The following is a 23,195-nucleotide window of genomic DNA, read 5'->3' as shown; positions in this document are numbered from 1 at the left end:
TTTATGAAAAAAGCTTTTCCGCCTCTTCGCGGAGCTTTTGAAATGAAGCTGCTTGTCCCTCTTTGTTTTCAATAAAGGAAAGCATTTCATAAACAAAAGCCCGTTTTTCTGCTTGTTTAAAATCAATCGTCAATTCTTCACTATCAACCTTCATGACCTCGACACCTGCTTTTTGAAAAAGCTCGATTCCATAAGGATGGTTTTTATAATCTTCCGCATAATAAACAGTCTTAATGCCAGCCTGAATGATCGCTTTACAGCATTGCAGGCAAGGAAAATGCGTAACATAAATTTCTGCGTCACTCGTTGGCACCCCAAACTTTGCACATTGTAAAATCGCATTCATCTCAGCATGGATTGTGCGGACACAATGATTGTCAATCACATAACAGCCTTCATCAATACAATGCTCTCCACCGGCAATGGAGCCATTATAGCCGCCAGCAATAATTCTTTTATCACGAACAATTGTTGCTCCCACAGCCAGCCGTGTGCAAGTGCTGCGAAGTGCTAATAAATGGCTTTGCGCCATGAAATATTGATCCCATGAAATTCTATTCATCTTTTGACTCTCCTTTATCTCCCGCATTCTCTTTCTAGTGTAAAGCGGCTTAAAGGACAGGTCAATTGACTTTAATCAGTTCAGCCAGTTTTTCATAGGTTTTATCACCAATGCCGGATATCTCTTTCAGCTCCTCCTTTTCTTTAAACGGTCCGTTTGTATCACGATAATCAATAATCGCCTCTGCCTTAGCTGGCCCTATTCCCGGCAGTGTCTGAAGCTCCGCCGAGTCTGCCGTATTAAGATTGACAGTTTCATCATCAGTGGAATTGGCCGGCATATTCAATTCAATCTCAGCTGTCTCTTCACCCTCCTTTGGAATATATAAAACCATTTCATCTGTCACCCGCTGTGCAAAATTAATCTTCTTTTCATCTGCACCTTTTTCAAGTCCTCCTGCATCGGCAATCAAGTCCAACACCCTGTCCCCATCTTCTGCTTCATAAACACCTGGATTTTCAACAGAACCTTTGACATCAACTAAAATAATTTCTTCCTCCGCAGGTTCCTCTGTGACTTCTTTTGTCACCGGCAGTGCCTCCTGCTGCTGTACTGCTTCCTCATTTATCTGTGTTAAATCATCACCTTCTTGGCCAGGAAAAAAGAAAAACAAAATCAGCAAGCCTGCCCCAAGGCAAATGAGCATGAAATAAAGCTTTTTTTCCTTTATAAAATGGAGCATATTTTTCACCAGCTTTCTTTTAGCATAATTGTTTTATTTTTTCATATGTTTTTAGGAGAAAGTTTTGCATGCATAGGAGGGTTGCAGCATGAAAATTGGTGTGATTGGCACAGGAAATATGGGCAGAATTCTGACGGAAGCATTTATAGATGGAGGAACTGTTTTACCAGAGGATCTAATGATCACGAATCGAACATTAGCAAAAGCATTGCCGCTGCAAGAGGTTTATGCCGGATTAAATGTCGGAGTCGATGCTAAAGCGGTAGCAGAGCACTCTGATCTGATCTTTATCTGTGTAAAACCACATGATGTACATCATGTCATCAGCAGTATACAAAACCAGCTGGCACCTGATAAATGCGTCGTATCCATCACAAGTCCAATCAGCATAAAACAGCTGGAATCGATTGTTCCATGCTCGGCAGCAAGAGCTATACCGAGCATTACAAACCGCGCCTTAGCCGGGGTATCTCTGCTTAGCTACGGTGATCGGTGCGCTGAGAAGTGGAAGGCGAACCTGAAAGCTCTATTCGCTTCAATCTCTGCGCCGGTCGAAATTGAAGAAAATATTACGCGTGTGGCATCTGATATTGTCAGCTGCGGACCAGCCTTTTATAGTTATTTAACACAGCGTTTTATTACGGCAGCGGTAAATGAAACGGAGATCGATCAGGAAACAGCTACAAAGCTTGCTGGCGAGATGCTGATTGGTTTGGGTGAACTTTTGAGAAAAGGGTATTATACGCTGCCGACATTGCAGGAAAAGGTCTGTGTGAAAGGCGGAATTACAGGAGAAGGCATTAAGGTACTGGAAAGTGAGCTAGGAGATGTGTTTGAGCAAGTATTTAAGGCAACACACGCGAAGTTTGCGGATGATTTGGATCTCATGAAAAAGCAGTATACCTTCTAGTATTCGGGATAACGAGACAAAATCCTTTTAAAAAAGATAAAAAAGCAAGATCATTTTCTCATGATCTTGCTTTTTCCTTATTTTTTCATGTGCTTCCTGCAAATGAAAAAGATCCGCTCAGAATCATCCTGCGGCGGGGTGTCAGAGAAGTCTGCTAAAACGTCCAGCACTTCAAAGCCAGCCTGGTTCAGCCATGTTCGGTATTGTTCAACAGGATAGGTGCGCTGAAAATGGAGTTCATCATAGCGGTCATATTTGCCTGTTGCCTCATCAAGTGCAAAAAAGGTTAATTCATGCTCAACACTGTGAGGGTGTTCGCCTTCAAAGCTCTCCCATATGTAGCTGATTTCTTCTTCGTTTAAAGCGAATGTCTGGTTCATAAAGATATGCGCCATTTTATAAACAGAATGAACATCAGCAATAAACAGACCATCATCCTTTAGGTGTGTGAATACACCCTCAAAGGTTCTCTTCACGTCTTCTTCATTTTGCAAATAGTTCAGAGAGTCGCAAAAAATACCGATGATGTCAAAGAGGCCAAGACCTTCAAGCTCAGCCATGTTCTGCTGAAAATACTGGATAGGAAGGCCTTGTTCATCAGACTTCCCCCTTGCAACAGAAAGCATATCTTCTGAAAGATCTACTCCTGTTACGTCATATCCGCTGCCTGCAAGGCGTACAGAAAGCTCACCAGTTCCGCAGGCAAGGTCCAGCAATTTTTTTCCGGCAACATGATATTCAGCGGCCTTTTGCTCAATGATTTCAACCCATTTTTTATAGGGAACATCTTTCATCAGCTCATCGTAAAGATAAGCGAACTGCTCATAGCTCATTAGTTTAACTCGCTTTGAACATTTTCAGATGGCGCGTCTCCCCAAAGGCGTTCTAAATTGTAATAATTTCTTTCATCCTTATGGAAGACATGTGCCACCACATCTCCTAAATCAACGAGAATCCACCTTGCCTCATCGAAGCCTTCCATACGCTTAACTGTATGTCCAAGCTCTTCTGCTTTTTCTTTGATTTCGCGGGCAATTGCCTGTACTTGCTTGTCAGAGTTACCATGGCAAATCACAAAATAATCGGCAATTAAGGAAATTCCCTTCATATTTAATGCGATAATATCCTCTGCTCTTTTATCATCTGCTGCTTTTACAGCTGTATTTAATAATGTTTTTTCAGTCATTTAATCTGTCCTTTCTATTTAACAATAATCCATTATAAGCCTCTAGTGTCTGCGGATATACTGCCTGCCCTTGTTTTATTAAAAATATAATTGTATTGCTCATCGCCTGTTTAAGTGCTGCATCTAAATTTTCTTGTGCTGACAGCCGGACTTCCTCGACACCAGGGAATTTGCGGCCCGGCTCAATATAATCGGCGACATAGATAATTTTGTCCAAAAGCGTCATATGCTCACGCCCTGATGTATGATAGCGGATTGCATCCAATATCTCTTCATCTGCAATGCCCGCTTCCTCTTTAACAAGGTAAGCCCCTACAGGAGCATGCCATAATTCAGAGTGGTGCAAAAGCAAGTCTGCCGGCATTTTCTGTTCAATGATGATGCTTTTCATTTCATCTTTCGGTCTGAACTTCGCATAATCATGGAAAATCGCTGCGATTTCCGCTTTTTTCTCATCAGCTTTATACTTTTTCGCCAGTTCAATCGCTGTTTCCATTACGCCAATGGTATGAATATATCGTTTCTCTGTTAATTGTTCTTTTACTAGACTTAGCGCTTTTTCAAGATCCATACAGCTTTTTCTCCTTTATATAATCACGTATTTCATTCGGAACTAAATACGTAATGGATCTCCCTTTTTGAAGGCGATCCCGAATCAAACTGGATGAAATCGCCACATCCGGCACATTAGCATATGTAATAGGATAGTCGCTTTCAAGCTCATAAGAGGGACGATTGACACCAATGAATTGCACCATCGTGATCAGCTCATTAATGTTATGCCACTTGGGCAAATATTCTACCATGTCCGCACCAATGATAAAATAAAAGCTGTATTGTTCATATAACTCATTCAGCTGCTTGATGGTGTCATAGGTGTAGGAGGGACCTTGCCTGTCCAGTTCAATCGTTTCTACTTTAAAACCAGGGTGCCCGGTAATGCCAAGCTCCAGCATCATGACCCGATCTGAAGCCGACACCGAATTTAACCGTACTTTATGCGGAGGCTCCTGGTTTGGCATAAACCAGATTTCATCAAGCTCAAGTTCCTCTTTTACCTCATTCGCAATAATAAAATGGCCAAGATGCGGAGGGTCAAAGGTTCCGCCCAGAATTCCTACCTTTTTCAGAAGTCTTCACTCCCTGTTATGGTAATTGAATTTGCTTATTCTCTCTTGATTCTTTATATAGTACTATTGTGTTTCCGATCACTTGAACTAATTCTGCACGTGCACCTTTTGACAGCTTTGCTGCCACTTCATCGCGATCTTCTTCACAGTTTTGAAGCACACTGATTTTCATCAATTCTCTAGCTTCAAGGGCTTCACAAATCTGCCCGATCATATTTTCATTGACGCCGCCTTTTCCAACTTGAAAAATCGGGTTCAAATGGTGTGCCTTTGATCTTAAAAATCTTTTTTGTTTACCTGTTAACATTGTTAACCTCCTAGATGTGATAATACAAGTTTTTTCATTCTATTTGTATCGGGTTTTATGCCTGTCCAAAGTTCAAACGCTAGTGCCCCTTGATACACAAACATTGGCAGGCCGTTTTGAATCTCTGCTCCTGCCTTTTGAGCTTGCAGCAAAAAGGGAGAGTAGAGTGGATTATAGATAATATCGCTGACAAATGTTTTGGAATCGAGACGCTGTAAAGATAGGGGGAAGCCTTGACTGGCTGCCGACATTCCAATTGGCGTTGTCTGGATGATTAACCCATACTGTGACAATTCTTTTTCCGCCATGTCCTTTGAATAAACGGTTGTTTGCACTTCATATGGACACTCATTCTTAATAAGCTCAGCCTTCTCTGCAGTCCGATTGCACAAATCAATGTGCTGCAGGCCAGCAGCAGCGAGTGCAAAATAAATGCCTCTTGCTGCTCCTCCAGCTCCAATAACCAATGTCCGCCTGTTCTTGAAATCCGGCAGTACCGTCTGCAATCCTGCCACATAACCAGTGCCGTCCGTATTATAGCCATGCAATTTGCCTTCTTTATTGACTACTGTGTTAACAGCACCAATGGATCCTGCAAGCGGGTCTACATAATCAAGAAAAGGAATAATTCTTTCTTTATGCGGTACTGTGACATTGAATCCCGATATGCCTATGGCCTTCAAGCCTGCAACAGCCTCTTGCAGTGACTCTTTTTTTACGAGAAGAGGATGGTAATGGGCATTGATCCCATATACTCCAAAAAGATCATTATGCATGAGAGGTGACATGGAGTGGGCGATCGGATCACCTATAACAGCAAATAGCTTTTGCATAAATCTGATTCCCCTTCCGTGAAAACTAAATCAGTGATTTCCTGGTTATTACATGAACACCTTTAGGAACATAGGCAGTAACTTTAATTCCCGGGTCGTTAATTGTAATCCAGCCTAAACCTGAGAAAACGATATCTGTCTTTCCTTCTTTGATCGAGAACTCCTGCTTCACCAGCTCCGGGAAATCATCCATTTGCTCCTGTCTCGGAGGTGTCAGCATTTCGCCGGCATGATTTTTATAAAGCTCCCCAGCATTCTCTGTTTTGGTCCGATGAATCAGCAATTCGTTTGAGAAATGGCAGACAAACGAGGTTTTGCCGCCGCCTGAGACATAATCAAATCTTGCTAATCCGCCAAAATATAATGTCTGCCCTTCATTTAGCTGATAGATTTTTGGCTTAATTTCTTTTTTCGGCGTAATGACTTTCAGATCACGCTTATCGACAAAGTGTGCCATCTGATGATGATTGATAATCCCTGGTGTATCCATCAGAGCTTGTCCATCAGAAAGTGGGATCTCAATAATATCAAGAGTCGTGCCAGGAAAATGAGATGTTGTAATAATATCTCCTTCACCTGTTACTTCCTTTAGAATACGATTTATAAATGTCGACTTCCCGACATTTGTACAGCCGACCACATACACATCTTTACCACCACGATAGTGATCAATCGCTTCTGCCACTTCTTTCATGTTCTGTCCTTTGCCTGCACTCACAAGGAAAACATCCTCAGGCTTTAGTCCAAGCTCCTTGGATTCCTGCTTCATCCAATTGATCAGCTTATTCTGCTTAACTGATTTTGGCAAAAGGTCGACCTTGTTCCCAACCAGCAGGATTGGATTTTTGCCCACAAATCGGTGCAGCCCAGGCAGCCAGCTGCCATTAAAGTCAAAGATATCGACAATTTTAACGATGAGGGCATCTGTTTGGCCAATTCCATTTAATATTTTCAGAAAATCATCATCTGTTAAGCTGACGTCCTGAATTTCGTTGTAATGCTTTAAACGGAAACAGCGCTGACAAATGATTTCCTCTTTTTCCAATGCAGAAGGCGGAGCATAGCCTAAGCCTTCTCTTTCATCTGTTTGAATTTTCACTCCGCATCCAATGCAGACATATTGTTCACTCAATGTTTAATCCTCCCACTGAATCATCCCTTTTTTCCGGAAGAAATTAAGGATGCGTCTTTCCACTTTTCTGTTAAACCTTGTTACAAATCCATCTGTTTGGGCAACAGGCACAACCAATACGGTGTGAAACCCGCTGCGGTTTCCGCCAAGAACATCTGTAAGCAGCTGGTCCCCGATTACAACTGTTTCTTCCTGCTGTAAGCCCATTTCAGCTAATGCACGTCTAAACGCTCGTCCCATTGGTTTGCGAGCTTGATATATAAAAGGAATATTAAGCGGCTCTGAAAATGCCTTTACTCTATTTTCATTATTATTGGATACAATCGTAACTTTAATATTGCTATTTTTCATATCCTCGAACCATTTAATCAGTTTCGGGGTTGCGTTTGGACGATCCCACTCAACAAGCGTGTTATCCAAATCGGTAATAATTCCCTTAACACCTCTTTCAGCCAGCGTATCCGGAGTTATTTCAAAGATACTTTTCACATGCTGATTTGGTAAAAAATGCTTCAACACCATTGTCACACCTCAATTTTCTTATTCTGCATTACTATGTCACATCATCTGGTGATGGTCAATATATTTCTAAAGCGTTATAAAGCTTTAAGGATATGTTCTGATATCTGCTTGATAGCATTCACTATCCAGATTCCTCTTCACATTACTCTCTTAGTTTCTTCCATTTATCTAATCCGATCTTTAAAGATCCTCATTATATCTTTTGCATAAAAAATGTTTCCCATAAGGAGAACAAATTTCCGTACATTTATAAATTAAGGCAAATACTTTTCGACAAAATTTTCAGCTTCGAATTTGTGGATAACTTTATTCACATTATACACTATGATACAGTTATCATTTTCCCATATATAAACAAAATAATCACAGGTTATCCACCACTGACTGTGGATAACCGAACGGTTGTTCCGTGTGTTTAAATTTGGTAAAGTAAGGGTACAACACAATTACCTACTAAATATATGTTTAAATCCAGTTACATAGAACGATTTAAAGCCCACTTTTGGAGGTGAGTCAACTTTGCGCAAACTGTCAGATGACCTGCTCATAGAGTCGTATCATAAAGCAAAAGAACTTCGACTTTCCCCAGACTTTATTCGATTAATTGAAACGGAAATCCACCGGAGATCTTTAACAAACCAGATTAAAGCTTCATCTTAAAGTCTGCTACTTGTAAATTGGACAAGCCCTTTTTTAAAGGGCTTTTATTTTTTTCTATAATTAAACTTGGACAGATTGATGGACTATATCGCCAATTCTCTTTCCTGCTTGAATGTTGAAAGGTGCTTTAATGCCCTGATCAAGTATAAAGGTATCTTTTTCAAACAAGAGAATAACGGTAGATCCGAATGTAAAGTAAGCCATTTCCTTCCCTTTTTCGAGCATGTCCCCATTATGAGTTGTTTCAATTGAATTGACAAACATCGCTCCCACCTTAATGACCGCAAGCTTTCCTTCTTCATGCTGAATTTCAGTGATTGTCCGATAATTTTTCGATAACGTATCCCTGCCATATTTAAGTCCCAATCGATTGACTGGATATGATTTACGGCCCAAGGTCCATTGTTCAAGGACCGTTCCTGTAACAGGACTATGAATGCGATGATAATGACTGGGACTTAAATATAAAATCATATACTCCCCGCCAGCATAAACATCCGCTTTCTCTTTGCTTCCCAGCATCTCACTGATTGAATAGGTTTTTCCTTTAACAACAATCTCACGCGTGCTTTCAATCATGCCGATATCTTCAATGACCGCATCCACCGGACTAACAACTGATTCTTCTGCAGCATGTGTGATCCGCGCATTTGTTTTCAGCTTACGGATAAAAAAATCATGCAGCGATTGATATTCTTTTCGTTCTTTTTCCATTTCCTGTTCATTAATTTTATAGGTTTTTGAAAATGAAGGAATTACAAATCTGCTAAGCTTTGACCGAGCAAATTTTTGAAGAAGATAGGACGTAATTCTGCCATTAGTCAGTTCAATCAAAAAGCGATAGATAGGTTGTTTCATCTTTTAGCTCCAATCTCTTGTCATTAAGTCATCCTGCCTAAAATCAGCAGCTATATACAAAATAAGCATAGCAGCATCCTGAAACTTTGCTGCTTTTAAACCGTATAAAATAACAGTCTTTAAAATATTTATTATATAAGGACAATTGTATTCGTTGTTAAAAGGTCTTATGTAATGTGTTCAAAGCGCTTGCGCTTTTCTTATTCAAAGGAGTGAAAAGATGCTTTCATTTCAAAGCAGCCACCATTTATGGAAAAGATTCAGGTCTCAAATCGCAAATATATTCACTTTATTGAATCTTAGCAGTGGAAGTATTGCTTGTATATTCATTATGAATGAGCAGATTTCAATTGGAATTTTGTTCATTGTTTTGGCTGCTCTCTTAGATTTTCTTGATGGGATGCTGGCAAGGAAACTTCAGATTCAATCTGAGTTCGGAAAACAATTGGATTCCATGAGTGATATTATATCATTTGGTATAGCACCAGCACTATTATTATATCAGGGAATTCTTTATGAATTTGGTGTCACTGGTATGGTTTTCACCATGATGTATACATGCTGCGGGGCGATTCGCCTTGCACGTTACCATCTGATCCATCAAGATGAGTATTTTATTGGATTGCCAATTACCGCTGCTGGTCTCTTTGCAGCGCTGAGCATGCTGATGATTTTACATATACCCCCAGTCTTCTATTTATCTTTCACCATAATCTTATCTTTCATGATGGTCAGTACGATGAAAGTAAAGAAAATCCGCTGAATTTCTTTTACCCATAAGCTTGGTGAATTGAGATAGGGGGAGGCGATTAACCTCCATTTATCCCTCTCACACCACCGTACGTACGGTTCCGTATACGGCGGTTCCGATTAAGTCGAACGCTGTAAGTCATATCTAGCAGAAATACTTTTTAACCCAAGGGAAAGCCAGTAGGCTTTCCCTAATGTTTTATGAAGAATTGGACTTTTGGATATCCTCCAATAAGCCTTTCTTGTATTTCCCCATTCATATGCTTTCCCTTTCGAAACACCTAGTTTAATAAGTTTCTTGACCTTCGTTTGGGGAAGTTTCCATTCCTTCCATCGAATCATTCTTAACCTTCGATTAAGCCATCCTTCGAGTTTTGCGATTACTGAACGGGTATCTGCTAAATGATAATAATTAACCCATCCCACTAGATATTGGTTAAGGTTATGAATCCTATCTTCCATGGCAATTGACCTTCGTCTGCTTGTAAGCTTTCTTATTTTATCTTTAAACCGTTTAACTGATTGGGGAGATATTCTCACCTTCGGTTTTAGATTACTTGTAAAACTGAACCCAAGAAATTTCCTTTTCCAAGGGCGGTCTACAGCACTTTTATCCTTGTTAACCTTCAGTTTAAGATTCCTCTCGATAAAATGGGTCATTGCCTTCATAACTCTTTCTCCAGCTCTTTTAGATTTCACATAGATATTACAATCATCGGCGTAGCGGACAAAGCGATGTCCTCTGCGCTCCAGTTCTTTATCCAGTTCATCCAACACAATATTCGAAAGTAAAGGGCTTAAAGGTCCACCTTGCGGTGTCCCCTCAAGGTTAGGACTGACAAGTCCGCCTTCCATAACACCAGAGGTTAAGAACCGTCTTATTAGTTTGAGGAGAGTACTATCCTTTATCCTCATGGCTAATTTACTCATTAATCTATCGTGGTTAACCTTGTCAAAGAACTTTTCAAGGTCAATGTCGACTACCCATCGATAACCCTCTTCTATATAGCTTTGGGCTAATTTAACAGCCTGGTGCGCTCGCCTGTTAGGGCGAAAGCCGAAGCTACATTCAGAGAAACTAGGGTCATACATTCTGGTAAGCACTTGGGTGATTGCTTGTTGAATGAAACGGTCTGTCACGGTTGGGATTCCCAGTTTCCTCTTCCCTTTGCCGTCTGGTTTCGGGATTTCGACTCGACGGACGGGGGATGGGATATAGGTTCCCTCGAAGAGGGATTTTCGCAGTTCGCTCCAGTTGAGCATAATATGTCCACGAAGAGCAGTGACGGGCATTTCGTCCACTCCATGTTTTCCCTTATTCTTTTCTACTCTTTTAATCGCATTAAGTAGGTTTTCCCGTGACATGATTCGTTCCATTAACATTGATATAACCTCCCGCGTAAATAGGTGTTCTGTTTGTGTCCTTTTCATTCTCCACCCTGTTTAATGACCCCCGCGGATTCACCGTTTCTTTCATTAAACAGGTACTATGTTTTCTGTTTCATCGAATGGAAAGATACGCCTAGTTCCTATTTTCCATAACCGGTTCAGCCCTTCCTTATCCTCTTAAGCGAATAAGTACTATGGCTTCTGCTGACGCCTGTCGTTCAACTTATCCTCACGGATAGGCTTACCGCATGAGTACGGCATATCGACAGGTTCTCCCCGGGTAAGAGTACAGACTTTCCTTCCATGTCTCCGCCTCATTTACTATGTGACACCTTTGGCAGTATGGACTTTGTCTTGTATTGCAGACTCACCCAATGTCATCTAGCCTCATATGAGATTCGTGTTCCTCAGAGCGGAAGTTTGCCGCCGACTTCCTTCAGATAGGAGGGTCACCCCGCATATCCTTGTCTTAAGCTACGGCTACTACTGCCTTCGCCGTTCGGGACTCGCACCCTAGAGCCTGCACCCATGCCGGGCACACAATAACAAAAAACCGCCCTCATAGAGCGGTTTTTTTTGCAGATGTTATTTCTTTTCTGTTAGTGCTAGGAATTCTTCTACATCATCTACACATAGCTGAACAGCTTTTTCCCAGAAATCAGGTTTTGTTAAGTCTGTGTTTAAATGCTTTTGTGCCAGGTCTTCTACTTTCATTGATGCAGAATCCTTTAATAAGTCAATATATTTTTCCTCGTAGCCAGCTCCTTCTTCAATTGCCTGCGCATAGATGCCAAGAGAGAAGAGATAGCCGAATGTGTACGGGAAGTTGTAGAAAGGAACACCTGTGATATAAAAGTGAAGCTTAGATGCCCAGAATGTTGGGTGGTACTCATCCAATGCACCTGCATAGGCTTCCTTCTGAGCTTCAAGCATTAGTTCACTAATTCTTTCCGTGCTCACCATGCCGCTTTTTCTTTCTTCATAAAAACGTGTTTCAAACAAGAAACGAGCATGAATATTCATCAGCAGTGCAACAGAACGCTGAATTTTATCTTCTAAAAGAGAAAGCTTTTCTTCCTCTGACTGTGCATTCTTCACCGCTGCATCGCTGACAATCATCTCAGCAAATGTGGATGCTGTTTCAGCTACATTCATTGCATAACTGCGGTTCAGTGTATGAACATCTCTCATCGCGTATGAATGGAAACCATGTCCCAGCTCGTGTGCAAGTGTTGAGATATTAGAAGGTGTCCCGGAGTATGTCATGAAAATACGAGATTGGCCAGTTTCCGGGAAGAATGTACAGAACCCGCCAGGTCTCTTTCCAGCACGGTCTTCTGCTTCGATATAGCTATCTTCAAATGCCGTTCTTGAATAGGAAGTCATTTCCTCCCCAAATTTGCTGAAATGATCGAGGATAAATTGTGCACCCTCCTGATAAGAAACCTTCGTTTCTGTCTCGCCAAGCGGAGCATCAAGATCATACCAGCTCAACTTTTCCAATCCGAGCAATTGTGCCTTTCTTTCAAGAAACTTTACGAAAGGAGCTTTATAGCTTGAAATCACATTCCACATGGAATCAAGTGTAGCCTTTTCCATACGGTTAATCGCTAATGGCTCTTTCAATGGATCCTCCCAGCCGCGTTTATCATAGACCGTTAAGCGGAAGCCAGCCAAGTGGTTTAATGTTTTGGACAAGTAATCTGCCTTTTCTCCCCATGCCTCTTCCCAGCTCTTGAATACAGCTTTTCTCACTTCACGATCCGGGCTGGAAAATTTATTGGACGCCTGCCCAACAGACAAAAGTTTCTCCTCGCCGTTTTCTGTGAATGGAACCTTAACTGTTCGAACAATCACATCATACATTTGGCTCCAGCCGTGATAACCATCAACACCAAGCGCATTGATTAAGGATTCTTCCTTCTCAGATAACTTCTCCGCTGCTTTTTCACGGCGTTCTGTCAGAACAAATGACAATTCAGATAATCCTTCTGTTTGTAAAATGTCTTCCCAAACATTTTGGTCAAATGATGTCAATTTTTCATCAAAACCAGTTAGCACCGATTGAAATGCTGCACTTAGAAGTGTCACTGTAGCACGATGTTTGTTCGCTGCCTTGTCTTCTGTATTCTGTGCTTCTAAACAGCTGACAAATGCTCCCGCCTGTCTAATTTTCTTCGATGTTTCTTCAAACTTCTTCAAAAGTTCGATCAGCTGACTGCTTTCACTTGCTTCGTTCGAAGGTTCCCAGCCCTGTACAGATTGTTTAAACTGTTCTATTTGTTCTTCCGTTTCATTAAGATGTGCTGTAAATTCCTCAGATTCACTTCCGCCTTTAAAAAATACATCTAAATCCCAAACCTCTGAATATGTTTTTGTTGTCATTTCAAAGCCTCCTAAAATCGTTATGTATCATTTGCCTTTGACTCTATTTGAAAAAGCTCATTTTACTTCGGCAGCTGAAATACTTTCTATATTATAAATTAATTTTTCGGAAATTTCTATCTTCACGACTTTCTTTTTTTAAAAGGATCAAAATGGGAAGGCGCTATGTTTGCTTCTTAACATGGTTATCGTTATGCTATCATTGACATGAAGCAAAAATGAAAGTTGGAGTGAACAGATGATTTTGAAACGATTTTTAATCCCTTTTTTGCTGCTAACCGTTTTTTTAGCAGCTTGCACGAATACGGAGGATGAAGCAGAACAGCCGTCAACACCCGACAATGAAACGGAAGAACCTGCTCAAGAAAACCCGGAGACAGAGGAAGAAGATGTACCATTTGAAATCGTGGAAGCAGCAGATATAGAAATTGCCCAGCTGCAGGGAATAGGCTATCCTGGAAATGATGACGCTTTATATGTTGCAACAGATCAAGGCTTGCTTATGTATAAAGGAGACAATTGGTTTGAAACGACTTCAAAAAAGCATGATTATTTTGGCTTTAATGCGGTGGAAGACGGATTTATTTCAAGCGGCCAGCAAGGTGAAGCAAAGTTGGGAATTGCCAAAAGTACAGATAAAGGTGAAACACTTGAATACATTGCTTTTAAGGAAAAGGGACAGTTTCCTTTTCTGACGGCCGGGTATCAAACCGGAATAATTTATGGAATAAACGGTGACGCATCTACTGAGATGGATCCAGGTCTGTTCCGTTCTGCAGGTGAGGATGCTGAATTTGAGCCTGTACCATTAAATGGATTTGGTGCCGATACGCTTGGCATGATCGCTGCCCATCCGACTGACGCGAATAAGATGGCAATGGCCACAAGGAGCGGTATCTACCTTTCTGAGGATAAGGGAAATAATATGGAGCTTATTACAGAAGAGATCATGGTCACTGCTCTTGCATTTACAGAAGGTCATTTATATTATTCTTCAGTAGAAAGTGAGAAGGTTTTATTCCATTCTATCAGCATGGAGACGATGGAAAGCGCAAGTATTGAAATTCCTTTCCTCGCTTATGATAACCCGATTACCTATATAACAGGCAGTCAAAAGAATGAGGGCACACTGGCATTTTCAACCTACATGCGCGACCTTTATCAATCAGCAGATTTTGGAGAATCATGGGAAAACATTCTCGAGAAGGGCAGTATTTCGAATTAGGGTAGCTTATGAAAAAAGAGTAAAAGCCCGAAAATGCTTTTACTCTTTTTTTGCAAATGAACAGAATCCTCTACAGAATAATCGCTTCAAACCCAGCAGCCGTTAAATGCTGCACCAGCTGCTCTGCATTTTTTCTATCAGAAAAGGCCCCAGCCTGAACCTTATATAATCCATTTTCGGCAAGTACAAACGCTTCAAATCCTGCACTTCTCGCCTGTGCTGCTAGACTATCAGCATTCCCTTTATCTCGGAATGCCCCAATTTGCACCCTAAAGAGGTTTATTTGTTTTTTTTTTAACCCAAAAGCCCTTGCCAGTCCGTTGACATGTCCTCTGGCAATTCCTTCTATGAAAGCTGGCTGTGCCAACTTTGCTGCATCATTTGCATTGTCAATAAAGCCGTTTTCAGTTAATAAAGCCGGCATCGCTGACTCGCGAAGCATATGGAAGTTCGCCTGCTTCTTGCCGCGGTCCGCAAAATCAACAGCCTTTATCACTTCCTCATGAATAATATTTTGGTAAGTTGCAGTCGGTGCACCAACATTCGGATAAATAAAATCCTCATAACCTGTCCCTCCGCCCGCATTAATATGAATGGATAGAAGAAAATCTGCTCCCCATGCATTGGCCGCATTTGTCCGGCTGCTTAATGAAAGAGCTGTATCTCCTGTTCTGCTCATATTAAGTTCAACATTTTCATACTCACTGCCTAGAATATCCCGTATCCTAATGGCAATCTGAAGGGTTAAATCCTTCTCCTGCAGTCCGTTTCCAACAGCTCCTGGATCACTGCCCCCATGACCAGGATCTATAAAGATTTTCACCATTTTCATCACCTCAATCTATCCTATTCTTTTACTCTCTTAACTGCTTGTACACTTGTGGAAAGAACAGAGAAAATCGAGAAAATGGCAATGGTTATTCATGCTGGAATGGTAAATGGAAAATTAGAAAATGTGGCTCTTGTATCAATAGTTAGTAGACTAGATGGAGAATACTCTTAAATAGAGAAAAGAATGTTGTAATCAAGCAAAAAAACAATTCAATTTCAATATCATAAATGTAATAATATAGAAAAAAGTATTTTTTTGGAGGATCCTTTGAGAGAGTTACTTGAAAAGAGTTTGCTTGGAGCAGCGATTGTATTTGTCATTAACCATGTCTTAGGACATCTGTTTTTGTTTATCCCCTTTTTTTCTCAAGGTGAAATGTACATGGAAGGAACGTTTTTTGGCATGTTCTATAATCTTCAGCTGTATTTTTATTTCATTTTTACGAATGGAGTTTTGTTCTTAGCCATAAAACACTATTATCCAAAATGGCATATGAGCTGGAATGTTATACTCGTTTTTATTGCATTTAACTTTTTCCTGCAGCGAAATCCATTAGGCAATGAGGGAGAAATAGTCTATTATGTTCGTTATCTATTTGCACTGAGCGGTCTTTTCTTGGTTAACATCATTCGTGACAGGGTTTCATGGATTTGGAAATCTATGATTATTGCCTCTCCTCTTTTACTTTCTGGTCTCATTTTGGTGATTTTAAGTATATCAGAGTAATCATAAAAAAAAGGGGCTGAACTTTTAACAGTCACAGCCTTTTTATAATTGAAAAGGAAGCGCCGAACTATGCAAGGACTACATGCAATTGTATCCCCTTCATCATTCCACCTTAAATGGCGCGGCCAAAGCACCTATTGTTGCTCGATATTCTCCAGGAGTAAGGTTATAATCCAGATCACTAACTTTTAAGGTTAAGGAAGAAGTTTCATGGGCAGGATGCCCTATAGCTTGCTCTGTAAAAGAATCAGCCTTCATCGGTACCTGGTACCATGTATCTTCCTCCTTTTTTTCTAAGAAGACATGCACACCCGTATAAAATTCTTCTTCACTTTCATTCATTATATTCACTTTAATTTCATCCACAGATGTTGGATATACTGGTTCCTCTGTTTCAACCCTCACTCCGTCTTCTGAGTTAGGACGGCTTTGCACAGCCTCTTCCTCCAGTGATCCTTGGCAGCCAGTAATAATAAGCAATAACATAATAGATGAAAATAGAAAAATCTTTTTCATATAAGCCGCTTCCTTCCTTTTAGTATATTTACCCTTATTTTTCTTGATAACGGCTCCAGGCACCCGTAGCAAAGGCAGCACATATTTCTCCTATAAATCTAAGAAAGCCTACAATGAGTTCCATGCTGAACAACTCCTTTTCTTTAATTTTAAAGGAAAATATAAAGAATGTAAATTTATACCATAATGTGCTGTATACATTTTTGCACACTATAAACATTCTTTTACCCAAAACAAAAACCAATAATAGACAACCATCTCCAGCATAAAGAAAAAAACTAGATTTACAGCCAAGAGTCCGTTAATATAATATTAAGAAAATTTTTATAAAGAGAAGGGGAGTCTATCATGGCACAAGAATTAAGTCATACATATTATAAAGAATTAATCAATTTACAGGATGCAGCTGGGGTAGAATCACAGTTTCAGAGCTTACTGGAAATACCGATACAATCTGTTTCTGATCTGGAAAAATGGCTGCTGGAAGAAAAAACGTTCTTACATAAATTAGATGAAGCGATGACAGGTCACTTAGTAGACTTTAACCGCAATACAGAAGATGAAGATATAAAGGCGACATATCTTCATGACCAGCAGGTGATCCTGCCGCTAATCATGAAATATGAAGCAAAACTAAATGAGAAACTGTGTAATTCTCCTTATTTTCATGAACTAAATGAAGATCGTTATGGGTTAATGAGACGTGCTCGTGAATCGAAAGTGAAATTGTTCAGAGAAGAGAATATTCCGTTAATGGTTAAAGAGCAAGAGCTCAACACCAAGTATAGCGAAATTATGGGAGGTTTAACCGTTGAATGGGAGGGTGAGGAAAAGCCATTTCCATTCATTCAATCACAGCTTGACCATCTTGACAGAGCCATAAGAGAAAAAGCTTATCACAAGATGATGGGAGCATATCGTCAAATCAAGCCAGATATGGATTCCATTATGGATGAACTCGTTCAGCTGCGTCATCAGATCGCTTTAAATGCAGGCTTTGAGAATTATCGCGATTATATGTTTGTCGCTAAAAATCGTGAGTATAGTGTGCAAGATTGCTATGACTTCCATGAAAATGTTGAAAAGCACATCATTCCCGCCTGGAACCGTCTGGCAGAGGTGTTCAAGTCCAAGCTAGGTGTCGATACATATCGCCCTTGGGATAACAATGCTAAATTGATGAAAAACGCACCATACACGGATGTGGCTGATCTGATGGATGGCGTTTCTGAGATGTTAGGCAAGACAGATGCCTATTTTACTGAGCGTTTCAATTATATGAGAGAGAATGGTTTACTCGATCTAGGAGATCGAAAAGGTAAAAGCCCTGGCGGTTTTTGTACTTCATTACCTGTTTCAGGAGAAACCTTTGTTTTTGCAAACTTCAGCCCATCCTTCTTCTCTCTAATTGCACTCATTCATGAAATGGGACATGCGGTCAATGGATACCTTGAGTTTTCTGAGCATGGTCCTACTGAAGACTATCAGCTTCGCATGGAAGTGGCTGAATTATATTCACATGGAATGGAATTACTGTTATTGGACAAGCTTGATCGTTTTTATCCGGAAGCAGAAGATTTTAAGAGTGCACAGCGTGAAGAGCTGAGACGGGCATTTACGATGTTATTCGGTCCATTATCAGGGGATCTCTTCCAGCATTGGATGTATACAAATCCAAACCATACTGCAAAAGAGCGAGATGAGAAATACTTCGAAATCTCTAAACGGTACGGTTTAAGCCCTGTCGATACTACTGGCTTTGAAGAAGAAGTTGGAATGAGCTGGGCTGGCACCCTTCATTATTTCCAGGTTCCTTTCTATAATATTGAATACTCCATTTCAATGCTTGGTGCACTGCAATTACTGGAGAATTATCAGAAAGACCCGACAAAAGCAATTGAAGATTATAAAAAAGGTGCTGGTGCTGACTATAACCAAACGATTGCTGCTATTTATGAAGAAACAGGCGTAAGCTTTGATTTTACAGAACCAGCTGTGAAAAGAATGGGTGAATTCCTGGAGAAAGTGATTCAGGATATTAATTAACGAATGCTCTTAACAGATACACGAGGAAAATGGTACAACTAGCAAATGAAGCTAGTTGTGCTTTTTTCTTTCATGGCAAAAAACAAAGTGGCGGGACAAACCTAAAACCATATTTCTAGAACGCTTATATTCAATGTTATGGTTTGGTTATTTAAACAAGACCGTTACAATGCGCTCCGGTCCCTCCGCACCATTTCACTCATGTTTGTAATAATAATTAATTAAAAAAACCGAATGATTAGAAAGATTTACCTCCTAACCATTCGGATCTTAGTCGTAATAAATACTTATGCCCCAGTCCCTTCCAACTTATACATTTACTGATACTGAGTAGTGTTCTTCCAGTGTCTTCTTCAATAACGATGCCAGTTCCAGCATTCCATATTTTCCTGCTTTTGCTTCTGCATCGGAATTATAGTTGGTGTTTGTATTAATATCATAGGTGTAAATGTCGCCGTCAGCGTTTTTGATAAATTCAATACCAGCCACTTGAATATCATTTCTCCCCAACACGTCTTTATATTTTCCTATGATATCATCGTCAAAGCCTTCAATGATTTGAAACTTAGGCTTCTCTTCAACCTCATCTCCTACTGGACAGAATAAGTCTCCAATCTGGCAGGCATCAGCCGGGCATAGTTCGAAGCCCTCTGATGTATCCACCCGAACAGCATAAACAAATTGGCCTCCGACAAATTCACAGCGGGTGATGTAGCTTTCTGGCGATTGAATATATTCCTGAATAAGGGTAATTCCATCAACAGGCTCTTCAAATGCTGGTCCCTCGACATATGCTTTCAGAGCGTCAATACTCTGGAATAATTGCACACCCAAACCTTTGCCGGCACGGTTATGCTTCGTGATAAACGGCTGTCCTGCGAAAGCTTCTGCTGCTTTTAAAATCTGCTGTTTTCCAACCGCTGCAATCGTTTTTGGTGTTTTGACACCAGATTTTTCTAACTCCAGGTATTGCAGAACCTTGCTGACTTCAAGCTTTAGCGCACTTGTGCCATTCAGTACAATACGTCCATGCGCTTCCAGCCAAGCTAATACCTGTCCGGAAAATTCAGCGGCAAAACGGTGGTCACGTGTATGAGAAGAAGCACTCATTCTGCTGTAGAATATTCCTTCTGGCGGTTCTGAAGATAAATCCAGTGTTCCTTCGTCTAAATGCCATTCTTCATAAGGAACACCAAGCTCCTCTAGTCTATTGGTTAAGTGGACGGTCCACTCACTATTTTCATGGATTACATATACTTTGGTCATGTTCGGGACCCCTTTCTAGTTTTTTATTAAACTGCGTTTTTGCTCAACTAATGGCATAACCTGTATTGCAAATCGTTCCATCTCTTCTAATTGAGGTGAAAATTGCAATAGCAGCAAGTCTAAACCTTTTTCTTCATATTGCAGAATTCGCTCGGCAATTTGCTCAGGTGTTCCTACTAAATTTGGACGCAAGCCACGGTTGGAAACAGAGTAATCCTGAAGCTGAATCTGCTGTTCTAATTGTGATTTCGTCGTGAAATCTTTAAAGCCGGCATATGCACTTGAATCCTTTACTGTTGTGATCTTTTCAAGTTCAGCAAAAGCCTCTTCTTCTGTATCACGGCAAATCACATAGGCTGCCATTCCAAATGAACTGAAAGGCTCATTGCCCGTTTGTGATCGCCTTGCCTTCATATCAGCGATTTTTTGCTGTATTTCTTCAACCGTTCCGCCATGCATCACATAGGCGTCACATTTTTCTGCAATGGTTTGCTTGCCTTTTTCACTTTTCCCGCCTGCATAAAGAATCGGATTTGGCCTTTGAACAGGCTTTGGCGCAAGCTTTGTATCTTTTAAATCGTAAAATTGTCCAGAATATTGAAAGGTTTCTTCTGTCCATAACCCTTTTAAGACATCAATAAACTCCTCGGTACGGGCATAGCGCTCGTCATGTTCGGTGAAAATTCCAGCATATTGGCGCGCCTCTTCTGCCCACCAGGCAGATACTACATTAAGAGTAAAACGACCGTTGCTGATCTGATCAATATTGGCTGCCATTTTGGCTGCAACGGCAGGATTATGAAAACCAGGGCGGATCGCCGTCATTATTTCAATTTTCTCAGTAACCGCTGCAAGAGCAGCAGCCGTAGACCAGGCTTCAAGCGAATCATGCTCTGGCCCTTTTATATCATTTAAATATAATTCCGCGATTAGTGTTGTCGAATAACCCCATTGCTCAGCACTTTGAATCACATTTTTCGCATAATCAAAAGTTGCCGGCATTTGTTCATCTTCTACATTACGCAGCCAGCCTCCAAATATCGGCAGCCAAAAACCATATTTCATCTCTCTTCGCCCCTCTGACAATTAATTATCTACTTTTCCTATCACTTAAGTAGGATTAATAAACAATGAAAAAACTCTCCTCCTAAGAAGAGAGTTTTATAAACCCTCTTCTCATCTTTCAAGCAGTACGCTTGCTGGAATTGGCACAGTGTTCACAAGAACCTGCTGCCGAGGCTTCAAAGGGCCAGTCCCTCCACCTCTCTTGATAAGAAGAAAATATTCAATTTTTCATTTATTTAATAAGGATAATAAATTAAATTCATACAATTGTCAATAAATTAATTCTACTCTCTAAATATTAAGTAATTTACCCTTTACCTTCTATTCAAATAAAATATTGCATTATTTACATACAAACATTAGACTTTAAACCTGCTGACAACCACTTTTAAATCATCCGCTAAATTGGATAATGCTGCTGATGAAGCGGCTATCTCTTCCATTGATGCAAGCTGTTCCTCTGCTGATGCAGCTACATTCTGTGAATGGGATGATGTTTGTTCTGATATGTTAATAATTCCAGAAACTGTTGCCGACACTTCTTGAGTGCTAGCCGATATTTGTTCAGAAGTCGCTGCCATATCATTCGTTTGTTCAGTTAAGCTTGCCATATGATCAAGAATTTCTTTGAAGTTAATGCTTGTCTGCTGAACAATGTCTAACCCCTCTTTCACCTCTTCAGAAACTTGCTCTATAGACCTGCTTGACTGCTCCATATCTTCTTGTATTGTCCGAATAAGTACTGAAATTTGAGAAGATGATGATTGTGACTGTTCTGCAAGTTTTCTCACTTCATCTGCTACAACAGCAAATCCTCTCCCATGTTCACCTGCTCTAGCAGCCTCAATCGCTGCATTTAATGCCAATAAATTCGTTTGGTCTGCAATATCTGTAATGACTTTTGTTATTTTTTCTATTTCTTGTGATCTGTGATCTAGCGTTTTAATAACTTCTCCGCTTGCAGCTGCAGATGAATTTATTGCATTTATTTGCTTAACCGTACTTTGAACAAGCAACCCGCCTTCTTTGGCTTTTTCGACAGCAGCATTACTGACTTCTGAAACCAATGATGCATTTTCGGCAATAGAGTGAATACCTTTTGCGACTTCTTCAAGCGCTAATGCACTCTCTTGCACATTCACTGCCGATTGTTCGGCTCCATTCGCTACTTGTTGAATTGATTCTGTAATCGTCTCTGTGGCAATGCTCGTTTGCTCTGAGCTTGCAGTTAACTGTTCCGACGAGGAAGCTAGTTGTTCTGATGTTTGAATAACTTCATCTACCATCGTTTTAAGATTTTGAGACATGTGGTTGTAGCTCACAGCTAAGGAACCAAGCTCATCTTTTGAATGATCCTGAACTTTCGTCGTAAAGTCCCCATTACCAGCCCTTTCAAGAGCTTTGGTCATAATGGCAAGTCTCTTTTTCATTTTAGATGTAAATAGATAAACGATCGCAACAGCTAAGGTTATTATAATCAATAAAACAATGGTGAATTTTGTTAGGAAAGAAAATAGTATTTGATTAATTATTTCTTCTGAAGCACCAACATAAAAGATCCCAATCACTTCACCCGATGAAGAATGGATGGGCATATAGGCCGTTTGATACATATTCCCTGCCACATTTGCTTCACCATAATAACTTTCTCCATTATTTATGACAGTGTCCACTACCTCAGAAGAAGCTTTGGTGCCAATCGCACGCTCTCCATCGATCATGACATTTGTCGTTACACGGGTATCTTTAAGAAAGATGGTTACAGTGTCGCCCGTATCTTTCCCTATCACATCTACTATTTCAAAGTTTTCATTTATTTTTGCAGACCCTTTATATAATTCATTTCCTTTAACTTCCCAATCACCTGGGTACGTATTGTCGATATATCGATAAGCTAAACCTAAATCTCCCTTTGCTTTCTCTGTTGCAAATTCTTTAATCCCTCTTGATACCTCATGATTTGCAACAAACCCAATAACTGCTGACAGAATCACAATGATTGATATAACAATCAAATTTATTTTTGCAGCCAGCTTAAAATTAAATTTCTTGATTTTCCCCAATGCACTTTCTCCTATTCGATCTGATATTCATTTTTATATCTCCCCAAAATACTATCGGCTAATATAAGATAAACATTAATACGGTTTTTATCGAAAAGAAGAAATAATTAATTGTAAAATTTCCCTATGTAATCGATAGACACCCTGAAT

24 protein-coding genes and 1 riboswitch are annotated in these 23,195 nt (G+C 40.3%); of the genes, 6 read left to right on the top strand and 18 right to left on the bottom strand.

The annotated features are described in order from the left end of the window. Position 1 precedes the first annotated feature (1 nt). Together A6754_RS07910 and A6754_RS07905 are read right to left on the bottom strand one after the other, a co-directional pair. Positions 2 to 562 (bottom strand): ComE operon protein 2, encoded by a 561-nt coding sequence (locus A6754_RS07910; RefSeq protein WP_066443421.1) that lies wholly within the window; start codon positions 560 to 562, stop codon positions 2 to 4. A 61-nt stretch (positions 563 to 623) separates the two neighbouring features. Next, positions 624 to 1,244 carry a helix-hairpin-helix domain-containing protein gene (locus tag A6754_RS07905; RefSeq protein WP_066443419.1) on the bottom strand — a complete coding sequence of 207 codons (621 nt, stop codon included), beginning with the start codon at positions 1,242 to 1,244 and terminating at the stop codon, positions 624 to 626. An 88-nt stretch (positions 1,245 to 1,332) separates the two neighbouring features. On the opposite strand from A6754_RS07905, the gene comER reads away from it, so the two are divergent. After that, positions 1,333 to 2,154 (top strand): late competence protein ComER, encoded by an 822-nt coding sequence (gene comER, locus A6754_RS07900; protein WP_066443417.1) that lies wholly within the window; start codon positions 1,333 to 1,335, stop codon positions 2,152 to 2,154. Positions 2,155 to 2,231: 77 nt separating this feature from the next. Here comER and A6754_RS07895 read toward each other — a convergent pair whose 3' ends face one another. The 8 genes from A6754_RS07895 to A6754_RS07860 are packed head-to-tail and all read right to left on the bottom strand — an operon-like array spanning position 2,232 to position 7,261. Beyond that, positions 2,232 to 2,987 (bottom strand): class I SAM-dependent DNA methyltransferase, encoded by a 756-nt coding sequence (locus tag A6754_RS07895; RefSeq protein WP_066443414.1) that lies wholly within the window; start codon positions 2,985 to 2,987, stop codon positions 2,232 to 2,234. After that, positions 2,987 to 3,340 (bottom strand): ribosome silencing factor, encoded by a 354-nt coding sequence (gene rsfS / locus A6754_RS07890; protein WP_066443411.1) that lies wholly within the window; start codon positions 3,338 to 3,340, stop codon positions 2,987 to 2,989. The genes A6754_RS07895 and rsfS overlap by 1 nt, the downstream gene beginning before the upstream one ends. Further along, entirely contained in the window at positions 3,333 to 3,911 is a 579-nt protein-coding gene (gene yqeK, locus A6754_RS07885; RefSeq protein WP_066443410.1) for a bis(5'-nucleosyl)-tetraphosphatase (symmetrical) YqeK, read from the bottom strand. The genes rsfS and yqeK overlap by 8 nt, the downstream gene beginning before the upstream one ends. Next, complete coding sequence (locus A6754_RS07880; RefSeq protein WP_066443408.1) at positions 3,901 to 4,470, bottom strand: nicotinate-nucleotide adenylyltransferase; 570 nt, start codon at positions 4,468 to 4,470, stop codon at positions 3,901 to 3,903. Before A6754_RS07880 ends, yqeK begins: the two co-directional genes overlap by 11 nt. Before the next feature lie 16 nt (positions 4,471 to 4,486). Continuing rightward, the gene (yhbY, locus tag A6754_RS07875) at positions 4,487 to 4,777 is read right to left on the bottom strand and encodes a ribosome assembly RNA-binding protein YhbY (protein WP_066443406.1); all 291 of its coding nucleotides are present in this window, start codon (positions 4,775 to 4,777) and stop codon (positions 4,487 to 4,489) included. Between the two features lie 2 nt (positions 4,778 to 4,779). Further along, positions 4,780 to 5,610 carry a shikimate dehydrogenase gene (gene aroE, locus A6754_RS07870; protein ID WP_066443403.1) on the bottom strand — a complete coding sequence of 277 codons (831 nt, stop codon included), beginning with the start codon at positions 5,608 to 5,610 and terminating at the stop codon, positions 4,780 to 4,782. Positions 5,611 to 5,635: 25 nt separating this feature from the next. Beyond that, positions 5,636 to 6,742, bottom strand: a complete 1,107-nt coding sequence (yqeH, locus tag A6754_RS07865) for a ribosome biogenesis GTPase YqeH (protein ID WP_066443400.1) — start codon at positions 6,740 to 6,742, stop codon at positions 5,636 to 5,638. A gap of 3 nt (positions 6,743 to 6,745) precedes the next feature. Beyond that, complete coding sequence (locus A6754_RS07860) at positions 6,746 to 7,261, bottom strand: YqeG family HAD IIIA-type phosphatase (RefSeq protein ID WP_066443397.1); 516 nt, start codon at positions 7,259 to 7,261, stop codon at positions 6,746 to 6,748. A 522-nt stretch (positions 7,262 to 7,783) separates the two neighbouring features. Here A6754_RS07860 and A6754_RS07855 point away from each other — a divergent pair. Beyond that, positions 7,784 to 7,924, top strand: coding sequence for a sporulation histidine kinase inhibitor Sda (locus A6754_RS07855; protein ID WP_066443394.1), 141 nt, complete (start codon positions 7,784 to 7,786; stop codon positions 7,922 to 7,924). A 60-nt stretch (positions 7,925 to 7,984) separates the two neighbouring features. Here the strand turns inward: A6754_RS07855 and A6754_RS07850 are convergent, their stop codons facing one another. Further along, positions 7,985 to 8,782: a phosphatidylserine decarboxylase gene (locus A6754_RS07850; protein WP_066443391.1), complete on the bottom strand. Its 798-nt coding sequence runs from the start codon at positions 8,780 to 8,782 to the stop codon at positions 7,985 to 7,987. A 220-nt stretch (positions 8,783 to 9,002) separates the two neighbouring features. On the opposite strand from A6754_RS07850, the gene pssA reads away from it, so the two are divergent. Beyond that, positions 9,003 to 9,545 (top strand): CDP-diacylglycerol--serine O-phosphatidyltransferase, encoded by a 543-nt coding sequence (gene pssA, locus A6754_RS07845; protein WP_066443388.1) that lies wholly within the window; start codon positions 9,003 to 9,005, stop codon positions 9,543 to 9,545. Between the two features lie 107 nt (positions 9,546 to 9,652). Here pssA and ltrA read toward each other — a convergent pair whose 3' ends face one another. Together ltrA and A6754_RS07835 are read right to left on the bottom strand one after the other, a co-directional pair. Further along, positions 9,653 to 10,915 carry a group II intron reverse transcriptase/maturase gene (ltrA, locus tag A6754_RS07840; RefSeq protein ID WP_066441994.1) on the bottom strand — a complete coding sequence of 421 codons (1,263 nt, stop codon included), beginning with the start codon at positions 10,913 to 10,915 and terminating at the stop codon, positions 9,653 to 9,655. Positions 10,916 to 11,506: 591 nt separating this feature from the next. Further along, a complete protein-coding gene (locus A6754_RS07835) occupies positions 11,507 to 13,306 on the bottom strand; it encodes a M3 family oligoendopeptidase (protein WP_066443380.1) in 1,800 nt (599 codons plus the stop codon). 238 nt (positions 13,307 to 13,544) lie between these two features. Here A6754_RS07835 and A6754_RS07830 point away from each other — a divergent pair, with 238 nt between their 5' ends. Further along, a complete protein-coding gene (locus A6754_RS07830; protein WP_066443379.1) occupies positions 13,545 to 14,531 on the top strand; it encodes a F510_1955 family glycosylhydrolase in 987 nt (328 codons plus the stop codon). A 70-nt stretch (positions 14,532 to 14,601) separates the two neighbouring features. Here A6754_RS07830 and A6754_RS07825 read toward each other — a convergent pair whose 3' ends face one another. Continuing rightward, on the bottom strand, positions 14,602 to 15,357 hold the full coding sequence (locus A6754_RS07825; protein WP_066443378.1) for an N-acetylmuramoyl-L-alanine amidase: 756 nt from the start codon (positions 15,355 to 15,357) through the stop codon (positions 14,602 to 14,604). 273 nt (positions 15,358 to 15,630) lie between these two features. On the opposite strand from A6754_RS07825, the gene A6754_RS07820 reads away from it, so the two are divergent. Further along, positions 15,631 to 16,089, top strand: a complete 459-nt coding sequence (locus A6754_RS07820; RefSeq protein WP_066443371.1) for a hypothetical protein — start codon at positions 15,631 to 15,633, stop codon at positions 16,087 to 16,089. A gap of 102 nt (positions 16,090 to 16,191) precedes the next feature. On the opposite strand, the gene A6754_RS07815 is transcribed toward A6754_RS07820, so the two are convergent. Further along, positions 16,192 to 16,605, bottom strand: coding sequence for an immunoglobulin-like domain-containing protein (locus A6754_RS07815; RefSeq protein WP_066443368.1), 414 nt, complete (start codon positions 16,603 to 16,605; stop codon positions 16,192 to 16,194). A gap of 348 nt (positions 16,606 to 16,953) precedes the next feature. Between A6754_RS07815 and A6754_RS07810 the strand changes: the two genes are divergently transcribed. After that, positions 16,954 to 18,651 (top strand): M3 family oligoendopeptidase, encoded by a 1,698-nt coding sequence (locus tag A6754_RS07810; protein ID WP_066443366.1) that lies wholly within the window; start codon positions 16,954 to 16,956, stop codon positions 18,649 to 18,651. Positions 18,652 to 18,960: 309 nt separating this feature from the next. On the opposite strand, the gene A6754_RS07805 is transcribed toward A6754_RS07810, so the two are convergent. The 3 genes from A6754_RS07805 to A6754_RS07795 form a co-directional block, all read right to left on the bottom strand. Then, positions 18,961 to 19,917 carry an ATP-grasp domain-containing protein gene (locus A6754_RS07805; RefSeq protein WP_066443364.1) on the bottom strand — a complete coding sequence of 319 codons (957 nt, stop codon included), beginning with the start codon at positions 19,915 to 19,917 and terminating at the stop codon, positions 18,961 to 18,963. A 15-nt stretch (positions 19,918 to 19,932) separates the two neighbouring features. Further along, on the bottom strand, positions 19,933 to 20,982 hold the full coding sequence (locus A6754_RS07800; RefSeq protein ID WP_066443362.1) for an LLM class flavin-dependent oxidoreductase: 1,050 nt from the start codon (positions 20,980 to 20,982) through the stop codon (positions 19,933 to 19,935). A 108-nt stretch (positions 20,983 to 21,090) separates the two neighbouring features. Then, positions 21,091 to 21,194: riboswitch (SAM riboswitch) on the bottom strand. A gap of 147 nt (positions 21,195 to 21,341) precedes the next feature. Beyond that, the gene (locus A6754_RS07795) at positions 21,342 to 23,045 is read right to left on the bottom strand and encodes a methyl-accepting chemotaxis protein (protein ID WP_306806919.1); all 1,704 of its coding nucleotides are present in this window, start codon (positions 23,043 to 23,045) and stop codon (positions 21,342 to 21,344) included. Between the last annotated feature and the right edge of the window lie 150 nt (positions 23,046 to 23,195).

It is taken from the genome of Cytobacillus gottheilii (assembly GCF_001636345.1).
GTDB lineage: Bacteria > Bacillota > Bacilli > Bacillales > Cytobacillaceae > Cytobacillus > Cytobacillus gottheilii.
The sequence above is the reverse complement of the archived record's forward strand: the minus strand, read 5'-3'. Positions and strand labels throughout refer to the sequence as shown.